A 16,987-nucleotide genomic window follows, 5' to 3' on the forward strand; every position below is an offset into this window, starting at 1 on the left:
CTACCCCGACGGCCAACGCCACTTCGGCTGGCCGCTTGCCCGCCAGCAGCATCCGACCAGCTCGCAAGCGCTTCTTCGTTGCGTCGTCTAACGGCTTCTTTGCCACGGCATGCGTCTCCAATCAGTCCACTGGAGATATAACGCACCAGAGCCGAATCGGTTGTCATGTTTTTTGTAACTCTCAATAATAGCCGCTTCGGCGCTGTCCCGTGCGCAACGTGCGATGCGTCTCAGAGCAGGCTATTTGCATACCAATTCCCATCGCCAACTCCCGGTCTAAATCGCGTTAAATCTTGCGAACGGTGGTAGCCGTTCGCTGGATCATCGCTCCGATCCGGTCGAGTTGGTTGACGCTGGTCAACGAAATGACGGTACGGACCTGCCGGCCAACCACGCCGTTCCCACGTTGTCAGTGGGCGATGAAGTCGACGGGAACTTCGCTCAGCCCGACGTGCCTGATCAGGCCTTCACGCTGCATGGCGGCGACGGCGTCGAACTGCTCGTCGCGCGGCACTTTCGGATCGACTCGATGCAGTTGCCACAAGTCGATCTGCTCGACCCCGAGGCGGGTGAGACTCGTGAGCACGCATTGGCGCAAGTATTCCGGCCGGCCGAGGGGCGCCCAGATATCCGGACCATGGCGCGTGAGTCCGCCCCTTCGTGGCGACCAGCAGGCCATCATACGGGTAGAGCACTTCCTTGATGAGATCCTCGCTGACATAGGGCCCGTAACTGTCGGCCGTATCGATGAGGTTGATGCCGAGACTGGGCAGGCGCCTGAGCGTCTCGATTGCAGCGTCGTGATTCGCGGGAGGGCCCCAGATGCCTGGTCCGGTGATGCGCATCGCACCAAAACCCAGACGATTAACGACCAGGTCGCCGCCGATGGCGAACGTGCCGGCAGCAGAAGCAGAAACTGACCGTGACATAAGTTCTTCCTTTCGATGCAGTGAAGCAGGTGTCGCGAGACGAGAAGTTTTTGCGATCTTTGTTGCACCGTCTACTTCACGGCAAGATTGGCGAAAAGGGCCTGGATTTCTCCGTAAGGCAAAGGGTTGTCATCGAAAGTCTCCGAGCGGCCCTCCTCCAGGAAGCTTCGCGCCAGCGCCTTCGCCTTGCCCAGTACAACCTGGGAGATGGGACGAGTATCTATCCGACGCTGACAGGGGGCTACGAGACACAAACACATCTAATAAGACAAGTGTGTGCACGCTTGCCCACGCGGGCCGCTTATGACTGTGCATTGGCGTACAAACCTGAGTTGCCCCACACATTAGAATCAATTCAGCCATGGACCGTGCGCGCGTTGCGCGAAAGGCTCGTGCACGCCGTGTGAGAGGCAGGTGTTTCTCGAACCCTCTCGCCATAGAGAAATTAAAAGACCACCATGGGGACTCGGATGACTGCGGAAAGACGAAAGGCCGCTGGCGTTTTGCCATCACGTGTGTGGGGCCTCTGGCTTGTCGGAACGCTGTTGGCCTGTTTGCCACTGCTGATTACGTCGATCCCACCGCTTGGCCAGCACTTCTACAATATCGTGCGGATAGACATCCTCTCGCACCCGGCATCGTACGCTGGCAATTTCGTAGTTCGGTGGGATGCACTGCCCGATCTCGCAATGGATCTGACAGTCCCGTGGCTCGCGAAAGTCATGCCCGTGGAATGGGCTGCGTGGCTCTTTGTGGTTGTGGAACTCGGTTTGCTGACGTCGGGCTGCGTGATGCTGAGCCGCGTTGTCAACGGACGCTGGTCGTGGTTGCCCCTTAGCAGTTTCCTTCTGCTCTATAACTGGATGCTCATTCGTGGCTATGACAACTTCCTCTTCGGCCTCGGTCTTTGCTTTTGGGGGATCGCGCTTCATATCTCGCTTCGCCGTGCGACCGTGGCACGCATCGTTGTCACATGCTGCACTGCGCCCATAATCTATATCTGTCATCTGTTCCCTCTCGCCGTTTTCGCACTCGTTATAGGCACCTGGGAATTAGGTTGCCTGATCGAAGAGGGGAAGTTACGGATTCGTTCGTTGGCGTTGCATGCGGCGGCGAGTCTCCTTCCATTAGTTGTGCCCGTTGTTTTGCTAGCGCACAGCAGTACCGGCGGACTTGGTGGATCGATCGACTTCGGCCTAATTCATCTCCGCACAAAGGTCAACCAATGGCTCGACGTGTTTGCAATTGGCAATCAGGTGGCCGACGTGGCGATATTGTCAAGCTTGGGCGTGGCATTGACCCTCGGCCTTCTACTGCGGTGGTGGACGTGGAAGCCGGAGTGCCGGATAACGGTGATAGCGCTTCCGCTCGTAGCATTATTTGCGCCGTTCTCCGCATTCGCTTCCTACGGCGTCGTTCCGCGATGCGCGCTGAGCTTCGCATTCCTGCTGACTGCTCTGGTTGACCTGCGAGCTTCCACGCCTCGCCTGCAGCGTGTCGCCGCGTTCGCGCTCGTGCTTGTATTCGGGTTCCGGATTGCGACGGTGACTAACGACTGGCGGGCCGCGAAACCCGCCATTGAAGCTTACCGCAATAGCTTTACATCCCTGAAGGTCGGGTCCGTCCTCTTCCAATACAAACAGGACACAACCTATCCATCTCCAAGAAAAGATCCTCGCCGATGGAATCCGTATCTAGACAAGGTTGTCGCGCTCGCAACGCTCGACGGTGTTCTTGTGCCCGATCTCTATCTGAAGGCCGGCCAACAACCCGTGCTCTACCGAAGCGAGAATGCCGCCTTGAGGCGGTTCCAGGACGTTAGCGAGAACGGCGACATTGAGTTCAAGGCAAACGACGCCATGTTGCGCGAATGGTCGACCGAGCTACAACAACGCTTTCCCGATCTTCAAAGCCGGTTCACAACTGTCTATCTTGCAGTGTTCGACCCTTATCGGCGTCTTTCGGAGGCGCTGCCCGGCTGGCAGCTGGTCGCGACTTTACCCGAACACCGGCTGTATGAACTTGCATCCCCTTCATCGCGCTAGATTCTAGCCGGGAAGCTGATTTTGCGGCCTACCCAGGATTCATTGCATTTATGTGACCGGTCGCGCATTCGAGTGTGAATGCTCTGTACAGTAATAAGGGAGCTGGCCTAACCTAGTATCACGATCCACAAATTCCCCGAAGAAGCGCTTAGCGCTCGCGAGGACGTCCTGGACCGATCTGCTCCAGCGGAATCATCCGTGATAGGTGTTGTTGAACTGGACAGATGTCGAATAGCCTAGCCCGCGTTGCCGGGTGGAGCGATGCGTGCCGCGTCAGACGTGTATCTCGGTGAGCGCGGCAACCATCGTGTGATCTGGTTAATCCACAAAGCAGGAGGCCCGGATGAGATGCGCATGACAATCCGGATGACGGCGCAGCCATAAGCTGGAGAAGGATCTCTTTTGCGTAGCTATTTTTCCAGCAACAGATGCATAGTCACTTAAGATGACAGGTTGGCCTTGTTTGATGCGGCAACTCACCGCTGTGGATTCCATAACATAAGAAACGCGGTTTGTATTCTGCCGCCGTCCTCACACATCACATGGTTAAAAAATGAACACATTCGACACAGCCATCGAGACCTTCCTGACGCAATTGCACCTTAGCACCCTGAGTAGCGCAGGAATAAGATTCGTCGCGGATTCATATACCTTTAAAGGACTCGTGCTCATTCCGCTTCTATGGTGGATATGGTTCCGCCCAGGAGCGGATCGCGAGTGGCGGCGGGAAATGGTTATCGCGGCGATCTTTAGTGGTCTGCTCGCCCTTTCTGTCGGACGGATTCTCGCCCATTTCTTGCCGTTCCGGGTACGTCCTCTGTATGAGCAGAACTTGCATCTGCAATTTCCCTCCATACCGCAACATGAAAGCCTGCTGTCTGCGTGGAGTTCGTTCCCAAGTGATCACGCCATGCTGTGGGCCGCGGTCTCGGTTGGGATTTTTATTGTCTCTCGCCGGTTGGGTGTGCTTGCGCTTTCGTACACGGTAATTTTTATCTGTGCTCCGCGTGCTTACCTCGGCTTTCATTATCCAACCGATCTTCTTGCTGGTGCAGCAATCGGGATTCTCATCACATACCTTATGACGCGGAACTCCGTCAGGAACTTGTATGCGCCCCGTGTATTGAGGTGGATCGAATCTTACCCGGGACAGTCGGCGGCGGTTGGGTTCGTGCTGTGCCTCGAAATCGTAACCCAGTTCGATGAACTGAGGTCGTTCGCCAATGCCATTTTTAGAAACATGTGAGCGTGCCGGCTCTCTCAGGTTGATGGGAGGCGGCGGTGGCATGAACTCATGAAGCATATTACGCGTCCATGCATGACAGAGTCCTGCGGGCCCTTCCTCGTGTTATGCATTTCGTGGCCTCGCGCCTTGTCCACGTTCTTCGCGGAACTGGGTGCAGCGATGATGGTGCCATCCACGATAGTGCTGGTACTAACCTTCAGGCTACGTCCCTGCTGTACCTCGCCAACCTTGGCAAACAACTGCTCGCCGAGTTTGTTGCGCTCCAGCGGTCTGCGGAGTTTCAACAGCGTCGTGCCATCAGGGAACGCGCTCGCGCCCAGATCAATTCCAAGGAGTAGCCGCAATGTCGTGCTGACCAGCAGCGTTTCCTCGCGGGCCCCATCGGCCAGGTTGAACCAATTCTGCATAAGGTGCATCCGCAGCATGCGTTCCAAACCATCTGGCGGTCGTCCGCCCTAGCTCCTCGGATAGTACGGCTCGACAGCCTCAAACAACTGTCTCCACGGCACGATGTGTTCCATCGTCTCAAGGAACACATCACGGTTGGTTGGCCGACGGTACTGTTCAAATCTGGCGCTTTGATCGGCCGACGTCGCAAAGGTCCGTTGTTTCATCCGCAATTAACAATTCACCACCCAATGGCGTTGACCGTTTTTCAACGTAGCAATAGATGTGCACTAGCGAACGGAAATCGATAACACCCTTGCTAAGCTGACTTCAACCATCCAGGTCTACGCTTGCCGAGGCGGCATACCAATATCCGAGATAAAAAAATGGCCGAAGCAAGCGTTCCACTTTGCGTTGATTTGGACGGCACCCTAACCACCACCGATCTGCTTGTCGAATCCTTCCTCGTGCTGGTCAAGAAAAACCCATTGTACGCATTGCTTTGCATCGGCTGGCTGTTGCGCGGCAAGGCTTATCTCAAGGCGAAAATCGCGCAGCGCGTGGCGATCGACGTGTCGGTTCTGCCATACAACGCCAATTTCGTAGACTACCTTCGCGAACAGCGCTTGACCGGACGCGACCTCTACTTGTGCACGGCATCAAACCAGCAGTTCGCCGAGCAGGTCGCCAAACATTTCGGCTTTTTCAAGGGAGTTCTCGCAAGCGACGAGGCGCGCAACCTGACCGGGCTTCACAAAGCGGGCGCGCTCGCGAAGGAGTTTGGCGTGCACGGCTTCGACTACTGCGGCAACGCCCTCGCGGACGTGCCGGTATGGAAGCAGTCGCGTCAGGCGATTGTGGTCGGTAATCGGCATATCGCCGCGGCGGCGGAGGAGGTCAACAAAAAGATCGTGTTTTTCGAGCAAGATCGATCGTTTGTATGCCTCTCCATCAAGGAAATACGGGTCTATCAGTGGGTCAAGAATCTGCTGATTTTCGTCCCGCTACTTGCCTCGCACGCTTTCAGCGATTCGAAGACGATGCTTGCCGAGGCCATTGCTTTCGTTTCATTCAGCCTCTGCGCGTCGTCGGTGTATTTGCTTAACGACATGCTCGACCTAGACTCCGACCGCCGTCATGCGAGGAAACGTAATCGGCCGTTCGCTTCGGGCCAATTGCCGCTCACCTTTGGCATGGCGCTGTGTGCGACGCTTCTTGTCGCGTCTGCGTGGCTAGCGACGCGCCTCGCGCCGGTTTTTCAACTTGTGCTCGCAGGCTACTTTCTCGTGACGATCGCTTACTCCTTCAAGCTCAAGCGCATGATGCTCGTGGACGTGTTCACGCTCGCGGCACTCTATACCTCACGTATCGTGGCGGGCGGCGCTGCAGGCGCCATTCCGCTCTCGGACTGGCTCATCATGTTCTCGGTGCTGATCTTCCTGAGTCTCGCGATGGTGAAGCGCTACGCCGAACTCGATGCGCTCCTGCGAGACGGCAGTGCGTCTGCCGCGGGGCGCGGATACGTCCCACAGGATCTCGGGATTCTGCGCTCATTTGGCACGGCCTCGGGCTACGTCGCGGTGCTGGTGCTCGCGCTGTACTTGAATTCGTCGGATGTTCGCGCGCTTTATCACCACCCGCAAGTGCTGTGGCTACTGTTCGGCCTGTTGCTGTACTGGATCAGTAGAGTGTGGATGGTGGCGTTTCGCGGCGAGATGCACGACGACCCGATCATCTATGCGATCAAGAACCGCCGGAGCCTGTTCGTCATCAGTCTGTGCGTGGCGACAGTGCTCGCGGCGATCTGATCTTCAACACTTTCCGTTCATGTCATACATCGTGCTTATCTTGAGCGGCACGTGCAGCGCGCTCGCCAGCATCCTTTTGCGCTTCGCCGGCAAGCTGCCCGGGAGCGGCGAGGCGCTGTTGTTTGGCATGGCCGCGCCTCCGCTCGTCTACCGGGTTGCGGCCATCGCTGCATATGGTGCGGGCTTTGTCCTTTATGCTCTCGCGTTGAGGCGCCTTGAGTTGAGCGTCGCCTATCCGCTGATGGTCGCGGCGACGATCCTCGAGATTATGGTGTTCGGCGCCCTGTCCGGTGAGGCAATGTCCATGCGCACGCTCGCCGGCGCGGCACTCTTGATCGCGAGTGTCGTGCTGCTGTACGCGCCGACCGTGAAAGCCTGACTGCGCCCGCTAATGAACGTCAACGATTCCGTCGTTGGCGTCGACTGGCCGCACCTGGCCGAGATGGAATGGACACCGCCCTCCCTCCGGGGAAGTGGGCACGATTGAGGGCCCCCAGAACCGAACGGCATCAATGTGTCAAAGTGGAGTTGCGACACAACCACTTGAGGAACGGAGGCCCCCGATGAATGCTACGACGTATGGACTGGATGTTGGAAAGCGGGTGTTCCAGTTGTACTGGGTCGACGCCCAAACCGGCGAGATCGCGAACCGGCGGTTTAGTCGTGACGACCCGATCGCGTTTCTGGCTCAGCGTCCTGCCGGGCGGGTCGCTCTCGAAGCCTGTGGGAGCGCTCATCGGTGGGCCCGTAAAATTCAGGCGCTGGGAGACGAGGTCGTGTTGCTAAATGCGCAGTTTATCCGACCATTTGTTCAAACGAACAAGACCGACGCGGCGGATGCAAAAGCGATCTGGACCGCTGTGCAGCAACCTGGAATGCGCACGGTTGCAGCCAAGACGGAGGATCAACAAGCGATGCTCAGCTTGCATCGAATGCGCTCGCTGCTCATCAAGTTTCGAACAATGCAGGTGAATCAGCTCCTAGAATTTCTCTACGAATTCGGAGTGACGTTTCGAGCCGGACGATTGGCAGGGCTAGCCGAGGTCAGAGAGCGCATGGCGGAGTGGAAGACATCCTCCCGGGGGCGATCATCCATTATCTCTAAGACCAGCTACTACGCATCAATGCTTTTGAAGACGATATCCAGCAACTCAAGAGTGCCGAGTTCGGCACAGTCTTGGGGTTATGTGGCCAGTCGGAACATCTCGAAGGTGTCAGGGTCCTGCCTTTCGGCGATGAATTTCGCGAAGAAATTGGTTTTGGCGCTATTCACGAGAAATTCGGGCAGGCATTGTCGTAGTGCACTGGCGACGACCAACTCCGATGGAGGGATGCCGGGACGGATGGTGCGCAGCCAGGATCCAAAGGAACTCCAGACGAGTGAAGGGAATACCGCTGCCAGGTACTGAAGCAGTCCCTGGCAGACGATGCCAGCCTGAATGAAGACGTGATAGGCGTGGGTCTTGCGCTTGACGGCGTCGCGGTACTCGGGCGACTCGCGATGAAGGTATTGATCGCCGTTGCTGCGGCTAAGCGGCTTCATGTCTTGCATCCAGAAGTGGTATGCGAATGTGCCGATCCGATGTACCGCTTGTTTGAAGCTGTGTTCGATCTTGAAGCGCAACCCATACAAGCGAATGATTTCGATGGGATCCAGGCCGAGGTCGGTGCACATCAACAGGCAGGTCCCCCTGCGAGGGTGAGTCACGGCCACGAAGCGAACGAGACGTCCGCACGCCGGCCACAGTAGATCGTCGACCCGATACCGGATGGTGACGTCGTGCTCGCCATAGACTGGGCTGGGGGCTGATTGTGAGGCCTGGGGATCAGCCAGCAGCGATTTGAGTTGATCTTGTCACCGTAAAGCCTGGGGCGGCCGCGTTTGCGCGGTCCTTGCTGCACGTACGGGGCATAGGCGACTGCATTGGACTTCACGCGTTATGCGCAAGATAGAAAAAATGGACATCAGCCGGCGCCTTGAAAATACAGGGATCGGCAGTCAACGGAATGTCCATTTGGTTAGCCGAAAAAGTGGACAGAACGACCGTCCGAGTGTCCATCTTTCGCCGCAGGTTTCGCATGGTCGGTGGCCCGATAAAGCCGGGCCTCCGGCCATGCTGGAGCGTGTCAAGGGTTCCTTTGCCGGGCTTCGCCCGCCCTTCTATGACCCGTTCAGCGGTGTCACAGAACCACGATCGAATTTGATGCGTCACTTCGCGAGGTGATCCGTACCGGGAACCTCCCCAACATCAAGTCGACGCACGCAAGGCACCCGACACAGGCGAAGCAGCCCCGCCGCCCGACTGGAGCGAAGACACCTGCCCCGATCTAGCGCGGCAGCAAGGGCAGGACGCTACCGCCACGCAGCGCGGCCAGTTCTTTGCGCAGGCTGAACACCTGGCGCAGCAGTGAGAGTTCACGAGCCAGCGACTCGTCAAGCTGTGCCTGCAGATCCCTTGCGTCGCCCTTCACGCGGTTCAGTCGCTCGGTGAGTTCGAGCTTCGGGCGCCCGACTACGGAGCTAGCCGCGTCGATTGCCGCGATCAGTTCAGCAAACTGCGGACGCGACTTCTTGATGCTCCCCTTCTTGCGGCCCGCCTCGAGCGCCACGGTGTCGTTGTTGATGCGCGCACCCTTGCGCTTCTTCAGCCGCTCAAGGGCGGCGTAGTAGTCAGTCACGGCGTCGGTCATGCCGCCTCCGGTTTGATCAGATTCTTCTGCGCGTCAAGCAGTCGTTGCAGCGTTTGGGCCTCGATACGGTATTCGACGCTCGCCTCATCGACCGCGCGCAGCTTCGCGACCGTAACCTGCTGCGCCTTGATCACGCGCTGAAGCTTCGAAGGCACGACGACGAGATTACGGCAGTTCGATTCAAGGCAATCCAGACGCATCCAGTCGAGTGGCGTCGACTTGCACGGCTCGACGCTGGCACAGCCGCCCAACACCGTCTCGCGGTACGCCAGTTCGCCCTTCCCGAACATCCTCATCGTATGCTCGCGCGAATAAACTGACACGGGCGAAGCCTGCACGGCACGGCTCTGCACCCACGCTGCGTGCCCGCCGAACAGCCTCTCGTCAGAGAACAGCACCTGCCCGGCGTACGCAAGGTACTCGGACAGGCCCTGCGTCTCGGCCCATTCCTTCGCGAAGTGGGTCCTGTCGGTGTCGATGAAGCCCTTCGCGAACGCCGACCCGCGCGCGTAATACATCGACATTTCTTGAGTGATATGCTGCAGTTGACGCTTGAGCGTCGGCAGCGTTACAAGTCCGCTCCGATGGGCGTAGAGAGCCAGGGCCCGGCGAAGCTGGTGGCGCGTGAACGGCCACTGCTGCCCGAGCGCGTACTTTGGCTCGTCTTCCCACGCGCGGTGCATGTCGACGCGCTTCAGTTCAGCGATATCCTCGACCGTGATCGTCGGAAAGACGCGCTCACGAAGGGCTTTGATATCGTCATCTACGTTACTCGCCGCCCTGTTTGCAACGTATTCATAACCCGGACACAGCCCCATCCGGCAGAACAGCAGGTGCGAACCGTCCGTCGATTCGGCGTAGCCTTGCGCGCCGAGTGCACGGTGCGCCTCGCCCGACAGGCGTTGCGCGAGCCTGACGGCGCGGGCAGCAAGCAGACTGGTCACCCAGCATGCGCGCCTGGGACGACCGCCCGATAGCTTGGTCGTGATGCCCTCGATGGTGTAGTGCGTCACGCCATCCAGACGGGTCTCGCTCAGGCAGTCGTACGGCAGGTTCTCCGCTTCCGTCGCGCGCATGCCGGTAAACGACAGGATGACAAGCTGGCATAGTGCGCTAATCGATGCGACAAGCGACGAAACGACGTAACGTGAATCCTCGCAACGGAAGTGCACAGCAGCCATTTCCAGTGCTGCAGAGATGCCCGGACTCTCGCCAGCATACCAACGTGCGAGGTAGCCCGACAGGACGTCAGCGAGGCCCTCAGCGAGGCCGAGGTCATGCTCACAGGTCGACAGGAAGTGCTGGTAGATCCGCGTCGGGATGACAGGGTGTTGTGAGTTTCCAGCACGTTGCACGAAGCGTTCGAGCAGAGGCTTGTGCAGTTGGGCCAGCGGTACGCGCAGCCCTGTGGTCTCGACGCCCAGACGGTGAAGCTTCACCAGAATCGAATGAAGGCGCCGGGCCTTCATCTCCATCCCGGCTTGTGCCGCATAGTCCAGAACAACGGCGACGTTGGATAGCCCCTCATAAAGAGTAAGCTGGCGCTCGGCGGCAAAGAAAGTGAAGTCCTTCAGGTAGACTGAACAAGAATGAAGAGTACTGGACGCAGGTACCGTCTCGGTCGCTTCGTGCATCAGAAAGTACATGACCTGCTTCCACTGACGCGTAGTCGTATCTGAAAGCGTGCAGTCTGCGTCGTTAAGCGGGTGACCCCTAAAGTGGATATTGGTGCGGCGCGATCCAATCGTGTATGCACCGATGTCCCAGGCGCCGTCACCAAACAACGAAACAGTGTTCCCAGCCTTGTCGCGCGTGACGACCGTGTCGTCCTCGACCCGATACCAGTCGGGGCGCGCAGCGATCGGCGCGATCAACGTGTTGTTCATGCGACTCCCAATTCATAGAGCTGATCGAGCTTGGCCGACCAGAAAGCGTCCAGATTCCCATCAATATCAACGTCCTGCTCGATCTGATCGACCAGCGCGGCATCACGCCTGCGCAGTTCATCGAGCAGGAAGTCAACGCGTCGCAGCACGGTGCCGAACGATCTGTCGTATTGCTCGATCGAGTCAGCACGCTTGCTCACGAGCCTGACGCAGTGACGGCAGCTCAGTAGTTTGCGGATGTCGACGGCATCAGCGTGCACGCGGTACCGGTCGCAGAACAGGCACCCTTCGGTCGAGCGGCAGTCAGGGTGTAGGGTGACCGACGCTGCGATTGGAACAGGCTTGTGGAACGCGATGCAGACGCCCACCGCGCTCCTGATGCCGCCCGCCGGATCGTTGCCAGGCTTCAGTACGGTCTTCTCGACCGAAGCGAGGAACGCGCCCATCTCGGCCTTGTGCGCGGCATCGGTGCCGTTCGAGTACGAGCGCAGCGCCGTGGCCAGCGAGTGCCCCATCAGTCTGGCTGCGACGAGAGGGTCGTGATTGCGCACCGCCCAATCCTGCTTTGCCGCACGCCACTGCCGTGCGTTGATGCGAGGCAGCACGATCCCGAGCGTGTCGAGTCGACAGTAAAGCTGTTCCAGAAATTGAACCTTGAGACCCATTGGCCGTCGTCGCTGTGCTTGATTCCCGACTACGATGAATAGCGCGTCGCAGTCTTCGTCCTGCACCAGATACTCGCGCAACACCAGATACGCCTTGAGCTTCGGTACGAAGCCCAGCGAGACGGTGAACGTAACCTCCCTTCTGCCCGCCCGGTACTTGACCTCACGAAACTTCTGACGTGCAACGGACGCATCCTGCAGGTTCGCATCAAGCTCCGGGCTCCACTTCATGGCCAGCAGTTGCGCGAGGTTGATGCCTGTTTCGGCCAGAAATAGCGCGGCGAAGCAAAATGCTGCCATCGAAGCGTGCGAGCGTCGGATCGGCGACTGCGCATCCGCGTTCGCCGCCGCAAGATTTTTAGCCGTTAGCCTGGCGATATTCCAAGAACTCTCCCGAGGATTTTTAGCTCCTGTCCTGGCCATGCGCGTCCTGAGTTCCTCCCTTGTGCGTGGCTCGCCTGTCTCCAGATTCCAGCCAAGCAGGCCGCGCGAGTCGTCGCCTTTCTTGCGGCCAAATGAGTGCGGAACCAGGCAGAGATGCTCGCCTCGTGCCGTGGTCACGTGCATCGGGTACGGCTTGAAGTCGACTACGAGCGTGCTGATGCTGTTGAAGAGTGCGTCAGCCCATGCGAGCAGGGAGGCTTGAGCCTCGGTATCTGGCACAGCCGTTGGCACGGAAGCAGCCTGTTGGCGGCGCAGCACCCTCGCATCGGTGCAGAAGTCGTCGTTTCTGAAGAACTCACGTAGCATCGACAACAGATTGCGCTGATAGAGGCCGAAGGCATTGCGCTTTAGGTTACCCAGCGAGACCTGTTCACGCTTCTCATGGAAGTAGCCATGAACCGCCTCCGCCGTAGCCTTCTCGTCACAGAGCACCTGATGCAGTCCCTGCCTGTCCGCCCAGTTGACGAAATCAAGCACGGCGCGCAAAGCACCATGGACCGTCTTCGGTCGCATCGCGCCAAGTGTCATCCGCCCGGAAAGCTGCGCCACCAGCAGGCGTACGACCCTGGCGCGTTCGCTGCTGAAGCTTGTAACGTCGAAAATGCGTCGCGAGCGCTGCGGCCTCGACGTGTCACGCTTCAGGTAGCAGATCTGACCGATATCGGCACGGCCATCAATGCCTTCCCACCTGAGCAGCGCGCGCTCGGGATGCAAAAGCGTCGTGCCCTCCGCGAGCGGCATGCGCACTTCCTCGTACAGGCGGCTCATGCTGCCACCGCGGTGTCGAGGGTGCGCGTGACCAGCGTCGACAGGTGCGCACTCCAGCCGTCCTGCACCGCGTCGAACAACTTGCGATTCTCGCGGTAAGCGAGGTAGCGCTCGGTCATAGCCGATTGTACGTGCCACATCAACTCCCGCAACTGATCGAGCGCCCGCGTGTACTTCGTCCCGTTCGCTGTCATCGCGTCGACCATGTTCAATCCGTAGGTCGCACGCAGGTCGTGGAAGCTGAACTCATACCTGGGGTTGCCGAGTTGCACGCGCATCATGGGCAACAGTTCGTCCCTGATGAACTGGCGCACGGCCTGCCCGGTCTTGGCGTGGCGACGCACCTGCGGGCCAGTGCTGAGCGGGCCACGCGACTCGCGATCCTCGTAAAGTGGCGCACCGCGATGGCTCAGAAAGAGCGTGCCGCGCGTCAAACAAGATGAGAGCAGCGCGTCAATCAGGATGAGAGTACTGGCGTGGCGGCAGCGGTGAAGGGCGTAGCCCGGAACCGCTGACGCCACGCCGCGCCGAGGAGCCCCCCGTCATTGGAGAGCCTTGTCGGTGGTCGCGGTAGATCGGGTATGAATTGAGTCTTCCATGTCAAGGGAGGCGCAGTTGCCCGGACGACACATCAACGACCATCAGATGAGGCTCTACATGAGGTACAGACTCAAGGAAGGACCAGCTCAAGCGGCTGCGCGCGCCGGGTTCAGCGCCGCCACGGGTTATCGCATCGAACAGGACCGGCGACTGCCATCGCAGAAGAAGGCGCCCCGCGAGCGCCGGCGCGCAGATCCGCTGGCTGTGATCTTCGATGCCGAGATCGTCCCGTTGCTGCAGTCCGCGCCGGGTATCCGGCCCGTGGCCGTACTGGACGAGATGCTTCGGCGCCATCCAGACCTCTCGCGCAACGTGCGCCGAACACTTGAGCGACGTATTCGCGACTGGCGCGCACTCCATGGCAAGGAGCGTGACGTCGTGTTCCGTCAGGTACACGAGCCCGGTCGCCTCGGCTTGTCCGACTTCACCGAGATGGACAGCCTGGGTGTCACCGTGGCCGGTGAAGCGCTGGAACATCGCCTGTATCACTTTCGCCTGGCCTGCTCGGGCTTTGAACACGCTCACGTCATTCTCGGCGGCGAGAGCTATGTCGCGCTGGCCGAAGGTCTGCAGAACGCGCTCTGGGCACTCGGTGGCGCGCCGCGCGAGCATCGCAGCGACAGCCTGTCCGCGGCGTTTCGCAACCTCGAGCGTGAAGTGCGCGACGACCTGACCACGCGCTACGAAGCGCTGTGTGTTCATTACGGGATGCAGCCTACGCGCAACAACCGTGGCATCGCCCACGAGAACGGCTCCATCGAGAGCCCTCACGGCCACCTCAAGAGCGCGGTGCGTGATGCGCTGCTCCTGCGCGGCAGTAACGACTTTGCCGAGCTCGAGGCCTATCGCCGCTTCCTCGACGAGATCGTCGGTCGCATCAACGCGCGTAATGGCAAGCGCATTGAGGCCGAGCGAGCGCTGCTTCAGCCACTGCCGGCGCAGCGTACGAGCGACTACGAGGAAACGCGTGTGTACGTCAGCTCCACCGGTGGCTTCGTCCTGCGCAAGGTGTTCTATACCGTCCCGTCGCGGCTGATCGGCCATCGCCTGCGTGTGCGGCTGTACGACGACCGGCTGGAACTGTTCCTGGGCAACACGGCCCTGATGACGCTGCAGCGCGGCCGTCCGGGTCCCAATGGCAAGCACGGCCACGTCATCAACTACCGGCACATCATCCACGCGTTACGCCGCAAGCCCATGGCGCTGCTCAACCTGGTCTACCGCGATCAGGTCTTTCCGCGCGAGGCCTATCGATTGACCTTCGAACGCCTGCGCGAGCAACTGCCGGAGCGTGCGGCATGCAAGACCATGGTTGAACTGCTCAGCCTGGCCCACGAGCGCAACTGCGAGGCGCAACTGGCACAGGCGCTGCAGCAGTGTCTGGACGATGGACAGTTACCCGATCTGAACGCACTGGATTCGCGTTTCGCACCGAAACCCGCAGCCGTGCCGCAGGTGCACGTCCAGCTGGCTTCGTTACGCGACTACGAGGCCCTGCTCGACCTGGCAACGGAGGTGGCAGCATGAATCACGACTTCGACGCCACCCGCCTGTCACTGCTGCTCAACGATTTGCGGCTGCCCGCCATCAAGCAGCTCTGGTCCAGCTTTGCCGAACGTTCCGATACTGAAGGCTGGCCCGCCGCTCGCCTGCTGATGGCGCTGGCCGAACACGAGATCGCCGAGCGCGATCGACGCCGGATCGAACGTCACCTCAGGGACGCAAAGCTGCTGCCGGGCAAGACGCTGGAGAACTTCGATTTCGACGCGGTGCCGATGGTGTCCCGGGCGCACGTCTCAGCGCTTTGCGCTGGCGACGGCTGGTTACGCAACGGCACCAACCTTCTTCTTCTCGGGCCGTCTGGGGGAGGCAAATCGCACTTGTCGTCGGCCATTGGACTGAGCCTGCTGGAGAACGGCTGGAAGGTCCTGTTCGCTCGTACCACCGACCTCGTGCAGCGGTTGCAGGTAGCACGCCGCGAGCTGTCGCTGGAGTCCGCCATCAACCGGCTGGATCGCTTCGATCTCCTTATCCTTGACGATTTTGCATACGTCAGCAAGGATCAGGCCGAGACTTCGGTGCTGTTCGAGCTCATCAGCGCCAGGTATGAGCACCGTTCTCTTTGCATAACGGCCAACCAGCCATTTGGCGAATGGGACAAGGTCTTCCCCGACCGGGCCATGACGGTGGCCGCCGTCGACCGGCTGGTCCATCACTCGACGATCTTCGAGCTGAACGTCGAAAGCTACCGTCGGCGTACCGCCCTGCAGCGCAAGCAGCAGGGACCGGGACGCCCGGCCAGTATAGTGACACCAAAGAACGTCGGCGTGCCGCCGCGACAGGAGGATCAGCAATGACGAGCAATTCGCAGCTGACGGTCGTAACGCGTGACGACGCATCCGACAGTTCGATGGCGCCGCCCAGCGCGCTCACTGGAGCACAACGGCAACGTGCGTACCGCTTGCGGCGCAAACGGGCCGTGATTGACGCCATTGGTGAGGAGGCCTTGGCGTCACGCGTTACGTTGCTGGCCCTGCTCAGTGACGGACTGGCTGCGCTGGAAGCCAACTGCACTTCGACGATGCTCATCGAGATCAAACGCGAGAGCGTAAAGCGCGTGCTCAAAGCCATCGTCACGCGTTACGGCATCGACCTCACCGACTGACGCGCTGTTCTCATCCTGATTGACGCGCGGCATGCTTTACGTGCCAGCGTCAATCAACAAACGCGTACGCATCAGCGACAATCAAAAAGCGCGTCAATCAATAAACGCTTGCCTGCGTCAATCAACATCGGCATCATCAACCTCGCCGCGACATTCTCATCTTGTTTGTCGCGCGTCTCTCATCCAGATTGTCGCGCCACACGAGCGGCTGATCAGGGTGGTCGCCGCCGTCTGCCATCTGGCGACGCTTGCGCGCCCGATCGCTGTGCACGTAGACGTACAGTCGCTCATAGAAACCGCGCGGCAGGTGCAATACGCCCTTGACGCCGCCCTTCGTGTCGATGCCCGTACCTGGCCCGCAGGCGAGCCGGATGTCATCACCGTGAAACTCGCCCGGCTTGCGCATTACGTGTTCCGCGCGCACGGTCAGTACTGTCTGGATGCGAGCGCCTGTCAACAGCGCGAACAGATGAATGAGCGTCATCTCGGTGTTGCTGTCACTTTTCGGCGTAATGGCGCCGGGCGTTTTCGCCGTAATGGCGCCACTGGAAACGAGTAATTCGAGGGTTCGAACGGGGATCAAGGTTGCGTGATTTTGCCTCCTTTTGCAAGCTCGGTTCTGAGTGTTTCGACGCCTGGTTTCGGTCCGCGATAGCTCTCACCGTCGAGGACGATTTTGTGGGCGCCATGACGCAAGCGGTCGAGGGTTGCCGCGCCGATCATTTTGTTACCTGGGAATGCTTCACCCCATTCCGGGAAATCCAAATTTGAAGTCATTATGTGGAATTGAAAGATTTTTTATCAACGCCTCTTGTTCTTCGACGAGGCAGGCCGATTGGGCGTCGGTGTATCT

General features: G+C 59.4%; 14 protein-coding genes and 5 pseudogenes. 8 read left to right on the plus strand and 11 right to left on the minus strand.

Going from position 1 to position 16,987, the window contains the following annotated elements:
* The 3 genes and pseudogenes from AWB68_RS50025 to AWB68_RS51200 form a co-directional block, all read right to left on the minus strand.
* Positions 1 to 106: pseudogene (locus tag AWB68_RS50025) on the minus strand (IS630-like element ISCARN39 family transposase); the annotation flags it as partial.
* Between the two features lie 303 nt (positions 107 to 409).
* On the minus strand, positions 410 to 682 hold the full coding sequence (locus AWB68_RS50030) for an aldo/keto reductase (RefSeq protein WP_235028702.1): 273 nt from the start codon (positions 680 to 682) through the stop codon (positions 410 to 412).
* A 10-nt stretch (positions 683 to 692) separates the two neighbouring features.
* Positions 693 to 929 (minus strand): annotated as a pseudogene (locus AWB68_RS51200) (aldo/keto reductase); the annotation flags it as partial.
* 470 nt (positions 930 to 1,399) lie between these two features.
* Here AWB68_RS51200 and AWB68_RS36860 point away from each other — a divergent pair.
* Positions 1,400 to 2,974 carry a hypothetical protein gene (locus AWB68_RS36860; protein WP_087649171.1) on the plus strand — a complete coding sequence of 525 codons (1,575 nt, stop codon included), beginning with the start codon at positions 1,400 to 1,402 and terminating at the stop codon, positions 2,972 to 2,974.
* A gap of 553 nt (positions 2,975 to 3,527) precedes the next feature.
* Positions 3,528 to 4,220 (plus strand): phosphatase PAP2 family protein, encoded by a 693-nt coding sequence (locus tag AWB68_RS36865; protein ID WP_087649161.1) that lies wholly within the window; start codon positions 3,528 to 3,530, stop codon positions 4,218 to 4,220.
* Between the two features lie 83 nt (positions 4,221 to 4,303).
* Here AWB68_RS36865 and AWB68_RS36870 read toward each other — a convergent pair.
* Positions 4,304 to 4,834, minus strand: a pseudogene (locus AWB68_RS36870) (transposase); the annotation flags it as partial.
* A gap of 159 nt (positions 4,835 to 4,993) precedes the next feature.
* On the opposite strand from AWB68_RS36870, the gene AWB68_RS36875 reads away from it, so the two are divergent.
* The 3 genes and pseudogenes from AWB68_RS36875 to AWB68_RS36885 all read left to right on the plus strand — a co-directional run.
* A complete protein-coding gene (locus AWB68_RS36875) occupies positions 4,994 to 6,415 on the plus strand; it encodes a UbiA family prenyltransferase (RefSeq protein WP_087649162.1) in 1,422 nt (473 codons plus the stop codon).
* Positions 6,416 to 6,446: 31 nt separating this feature from the next.
* Positions 6,447 to 6,794, plus strand: coding sequence for a DMT family transporter (locus AWB68_RS36880; RefSeq protein WP_235028706.1), 348 nt, complete (start codon positions 6,447 to 6,449; stop codon positions 6,792 to 6,794).
* Positions 6,795 to 6,978: 184 nt separating this feature from the next.
* Positions 6,979 to 7,479: pseudogene (locus AWB68_RS36885) on the plus strand (IS110 family RNA-guided transposase); the annotation flags it as partial.
* Positions 7,480 to 7,598: 119 nt separating this feature from the next.
* Here the strand turns inward: AWB68_RS36885 and AWB68_RS36890 are convergent.
* The 5 genes from AWB68_RS36890 to AWB68_RS36910 form a co-directional block, all read right to left on the minus strand.
* Positions 7,599 to 8,090 carry a hypothetical protein gene (locus AWB68_RS36890; protein ID WP_087649164.1) on the minus strand — a complete coding sequence of 164 codons (492 nt, stop codon included), beginning with the start codon at positions 8,088 to 8,090 and terminating at the stop codon, positions 7,599 to 7,601.
* A 653-nt stretch (positions 8,091 to 8,743) separates the two neighbouring features.
* Complete coding sequence (locus AWB68_RS36895) at positions 8,744 to 9,106, minus strand: hypothetical protein (protein ID WP_087649165.1); 363 nt, start codon at positions 9,104 to 9,106, stop codon at positions 8,744 to 8,746.
* Positions 9,103 to 10,980 (minus strand): integrase, encoded by a 1,878-nt coding sequence (locus AWB68_RS36900; protein ID WP_235028703.1) that lies wholly within the window; start codon positions 10,978 to 10,980, stop codon positions 9,103 to 9,105. Before AWB68_RS36900 ends, AWB68_RS36895 begins: the two co-directional genes overlap by 4 nt.
* Before the next feature lie 8 nt (positions 10,981 to 10,988).
* Positions 10,989 to 12,869, minus strand: coding sequence for an integrase (locus AWB68_RS36905; RefSeq protein ID WP_087649167.1), 1,881 nt, complete (start codon positions 12,867 to 12,869; stop codon positions 10,989 to 10,991).
* Positions 12,866 to 13,390, minus strand: coding sequence for a site-specific integrase (locus AWB68_RS36910; protein WP_235028704.1), 525 nt, complete (start codon positions 13,388 to 13,390; stop codon positions 12,866 to 12,868). The genes AWB68_RS36905 and AWB68_RS36910 overlap by 4 nt, the downstream gene beginning before the upstream one ends.
* Positions 13,391 to 13,484: 94 nt before the next feature.
* Between AWB68_RS36910 and istA the strand changes: the two genes are divergently transcribed.
* From istA to AWB68_RS36925, 3 genes are read left to right on the plus strand one after another with little or no spacing between them, the layout of a single operon-like run.
* Entirely contained in the window at positions 13,485 to 14,996 is a 1,512-nt protein-coding gene (istA, locus tag AWB68_RS36915; protein WP_125483164.1) for an IS21 family transposase, read from the plus strand.
* A complete protein-coding gene (gene istB / locus AWB68_RS36920; RefSeq protein WP_087649169.1) occupies positions 14,993 to 15,826 on the plus strand; it encodes an IS21-like element helper ATPase IstB in 834 nt (277 codons plus the stop codon). The genes istA and istB overlap by 4 nt, the downstream gene beginning before the upstream one ends.
* Positions 15,823 to 16,134, plus strand: a complete 312-nt coding sequence (locus AWB68_RS36925) for a hypothetical protein (protein WP_087649170.1) — start codon at positions 15,823 to 15,825, stop codon at positions 16,132 to 16,134. The genes istB and AWB68_RS36925 overlap by 4 nt, the downstream gene beginning before the upstream one ends.
* A gap of 136 nt (positions 16,135 to 16,270) precedes the next feature.
* Here the strand turns inward: AWB68_RS36925 and AWB68_RS50040 are convergent, their stop codons facing one another.
* Entirely contained in the window at positions 16,271 to 16,717 is a 447-nt protein-coding gene (locus AWB68_RS50040) for a hypothetical protein (protein WP_235028705.1), read from the minus strand.
* Positions 16,714 to 16,914 (minus strand): annotated as a pseudogene (locus AWB68_RS36935) (ATP-binding protein); the annotation flags it as partial. The gene AWB68_RS50040 and the pseudogene AWB68_RS36935, both read right to left, overlap by 4 nt.
* Between the last annotated feature and the right edge of the window lie 73 nt (positions 16,915 to 16,987).

The sequence above is a fragment of the Caballeronia choica genome (assembly GCF_001544535.1).
In the GTDB taxonomy this organism is placed as follows: Bacteria; Pseudomonadota; Gammaproteobacteria; order Burkholderiales; family Burkholderiaceae; genus Caballeronia; species Caballeronia choica.

What these genes read in the sequence shown, in the direction of transcription:
- AWB68_RS36925 (WP_087649170.1), top strand. Translation starts at nt 15,823, where the DNA reads ATGACGAGCAATTCGCAGCTGACGGTCGTAACGCGTGACGACGCATCC.
- AWB68_RS50030 (WP_235028702.1), bottom strand. Translation starts at nt 682, where the DNA reads ATGATGGCCTGCTGGTCGCCACGAAGGGGCGGACTCACGCGCCATGGT.
- AWB68_RS36860 (WP_087649171.1), top strand. Translation starts at nt 1,400, where the DNA reads ATGACTGCGGAAAGACGAAAGGCCGCTGGCGTTTTGCCATCACGTGTG.
- AWB68_RS36875 (WP_087649162.1), top strand. Translation starts at nt 4,994, where the DNA reads ATGGCCGAAGCAAGCGTTCCACTTTGCGTTGATTTGGACGGCACCCTA.
- istB (WP_087649169.1), top strand. Translation starts at nt 14,993, where the DNA reads ATGAATCACGACTTCGACGCCACCCGCCTGTCACTGCTGCTCAACGAT.
- AWB68_RS36865 (WP_087649161.1), top strand. Translation starts at nt 3,528, where the DNA reads ATGAACACATTCGACACAGCCATCGAGACCTTCCTGACGCAATTGCAC.
- AWB68_RS36890 (WP_087649164.1), bottom strand. Translation starts at nt 8,090, where the DNA reads ATGTGCACCGACCTCGGCCTGGATCCCATCGAAATCATTCGCTTGTAT.
- AWB68_RS36895 (WP_087649165.1), bottom strand. Translation starts at nt 9,106, where the DNA reads ATGACCGACGCCGTGACTGACTACTACGCCGCCCTTGAGCGGCTGAAG.
- AWB68_RS36905 (WP_087649167.1), bottom strand. Translation starts at nt 12,869, where the DNA reads ATGAGCCGCCTGTACGAGGAAGTGCGCATGCCGCTCGCGGAGGGCACG.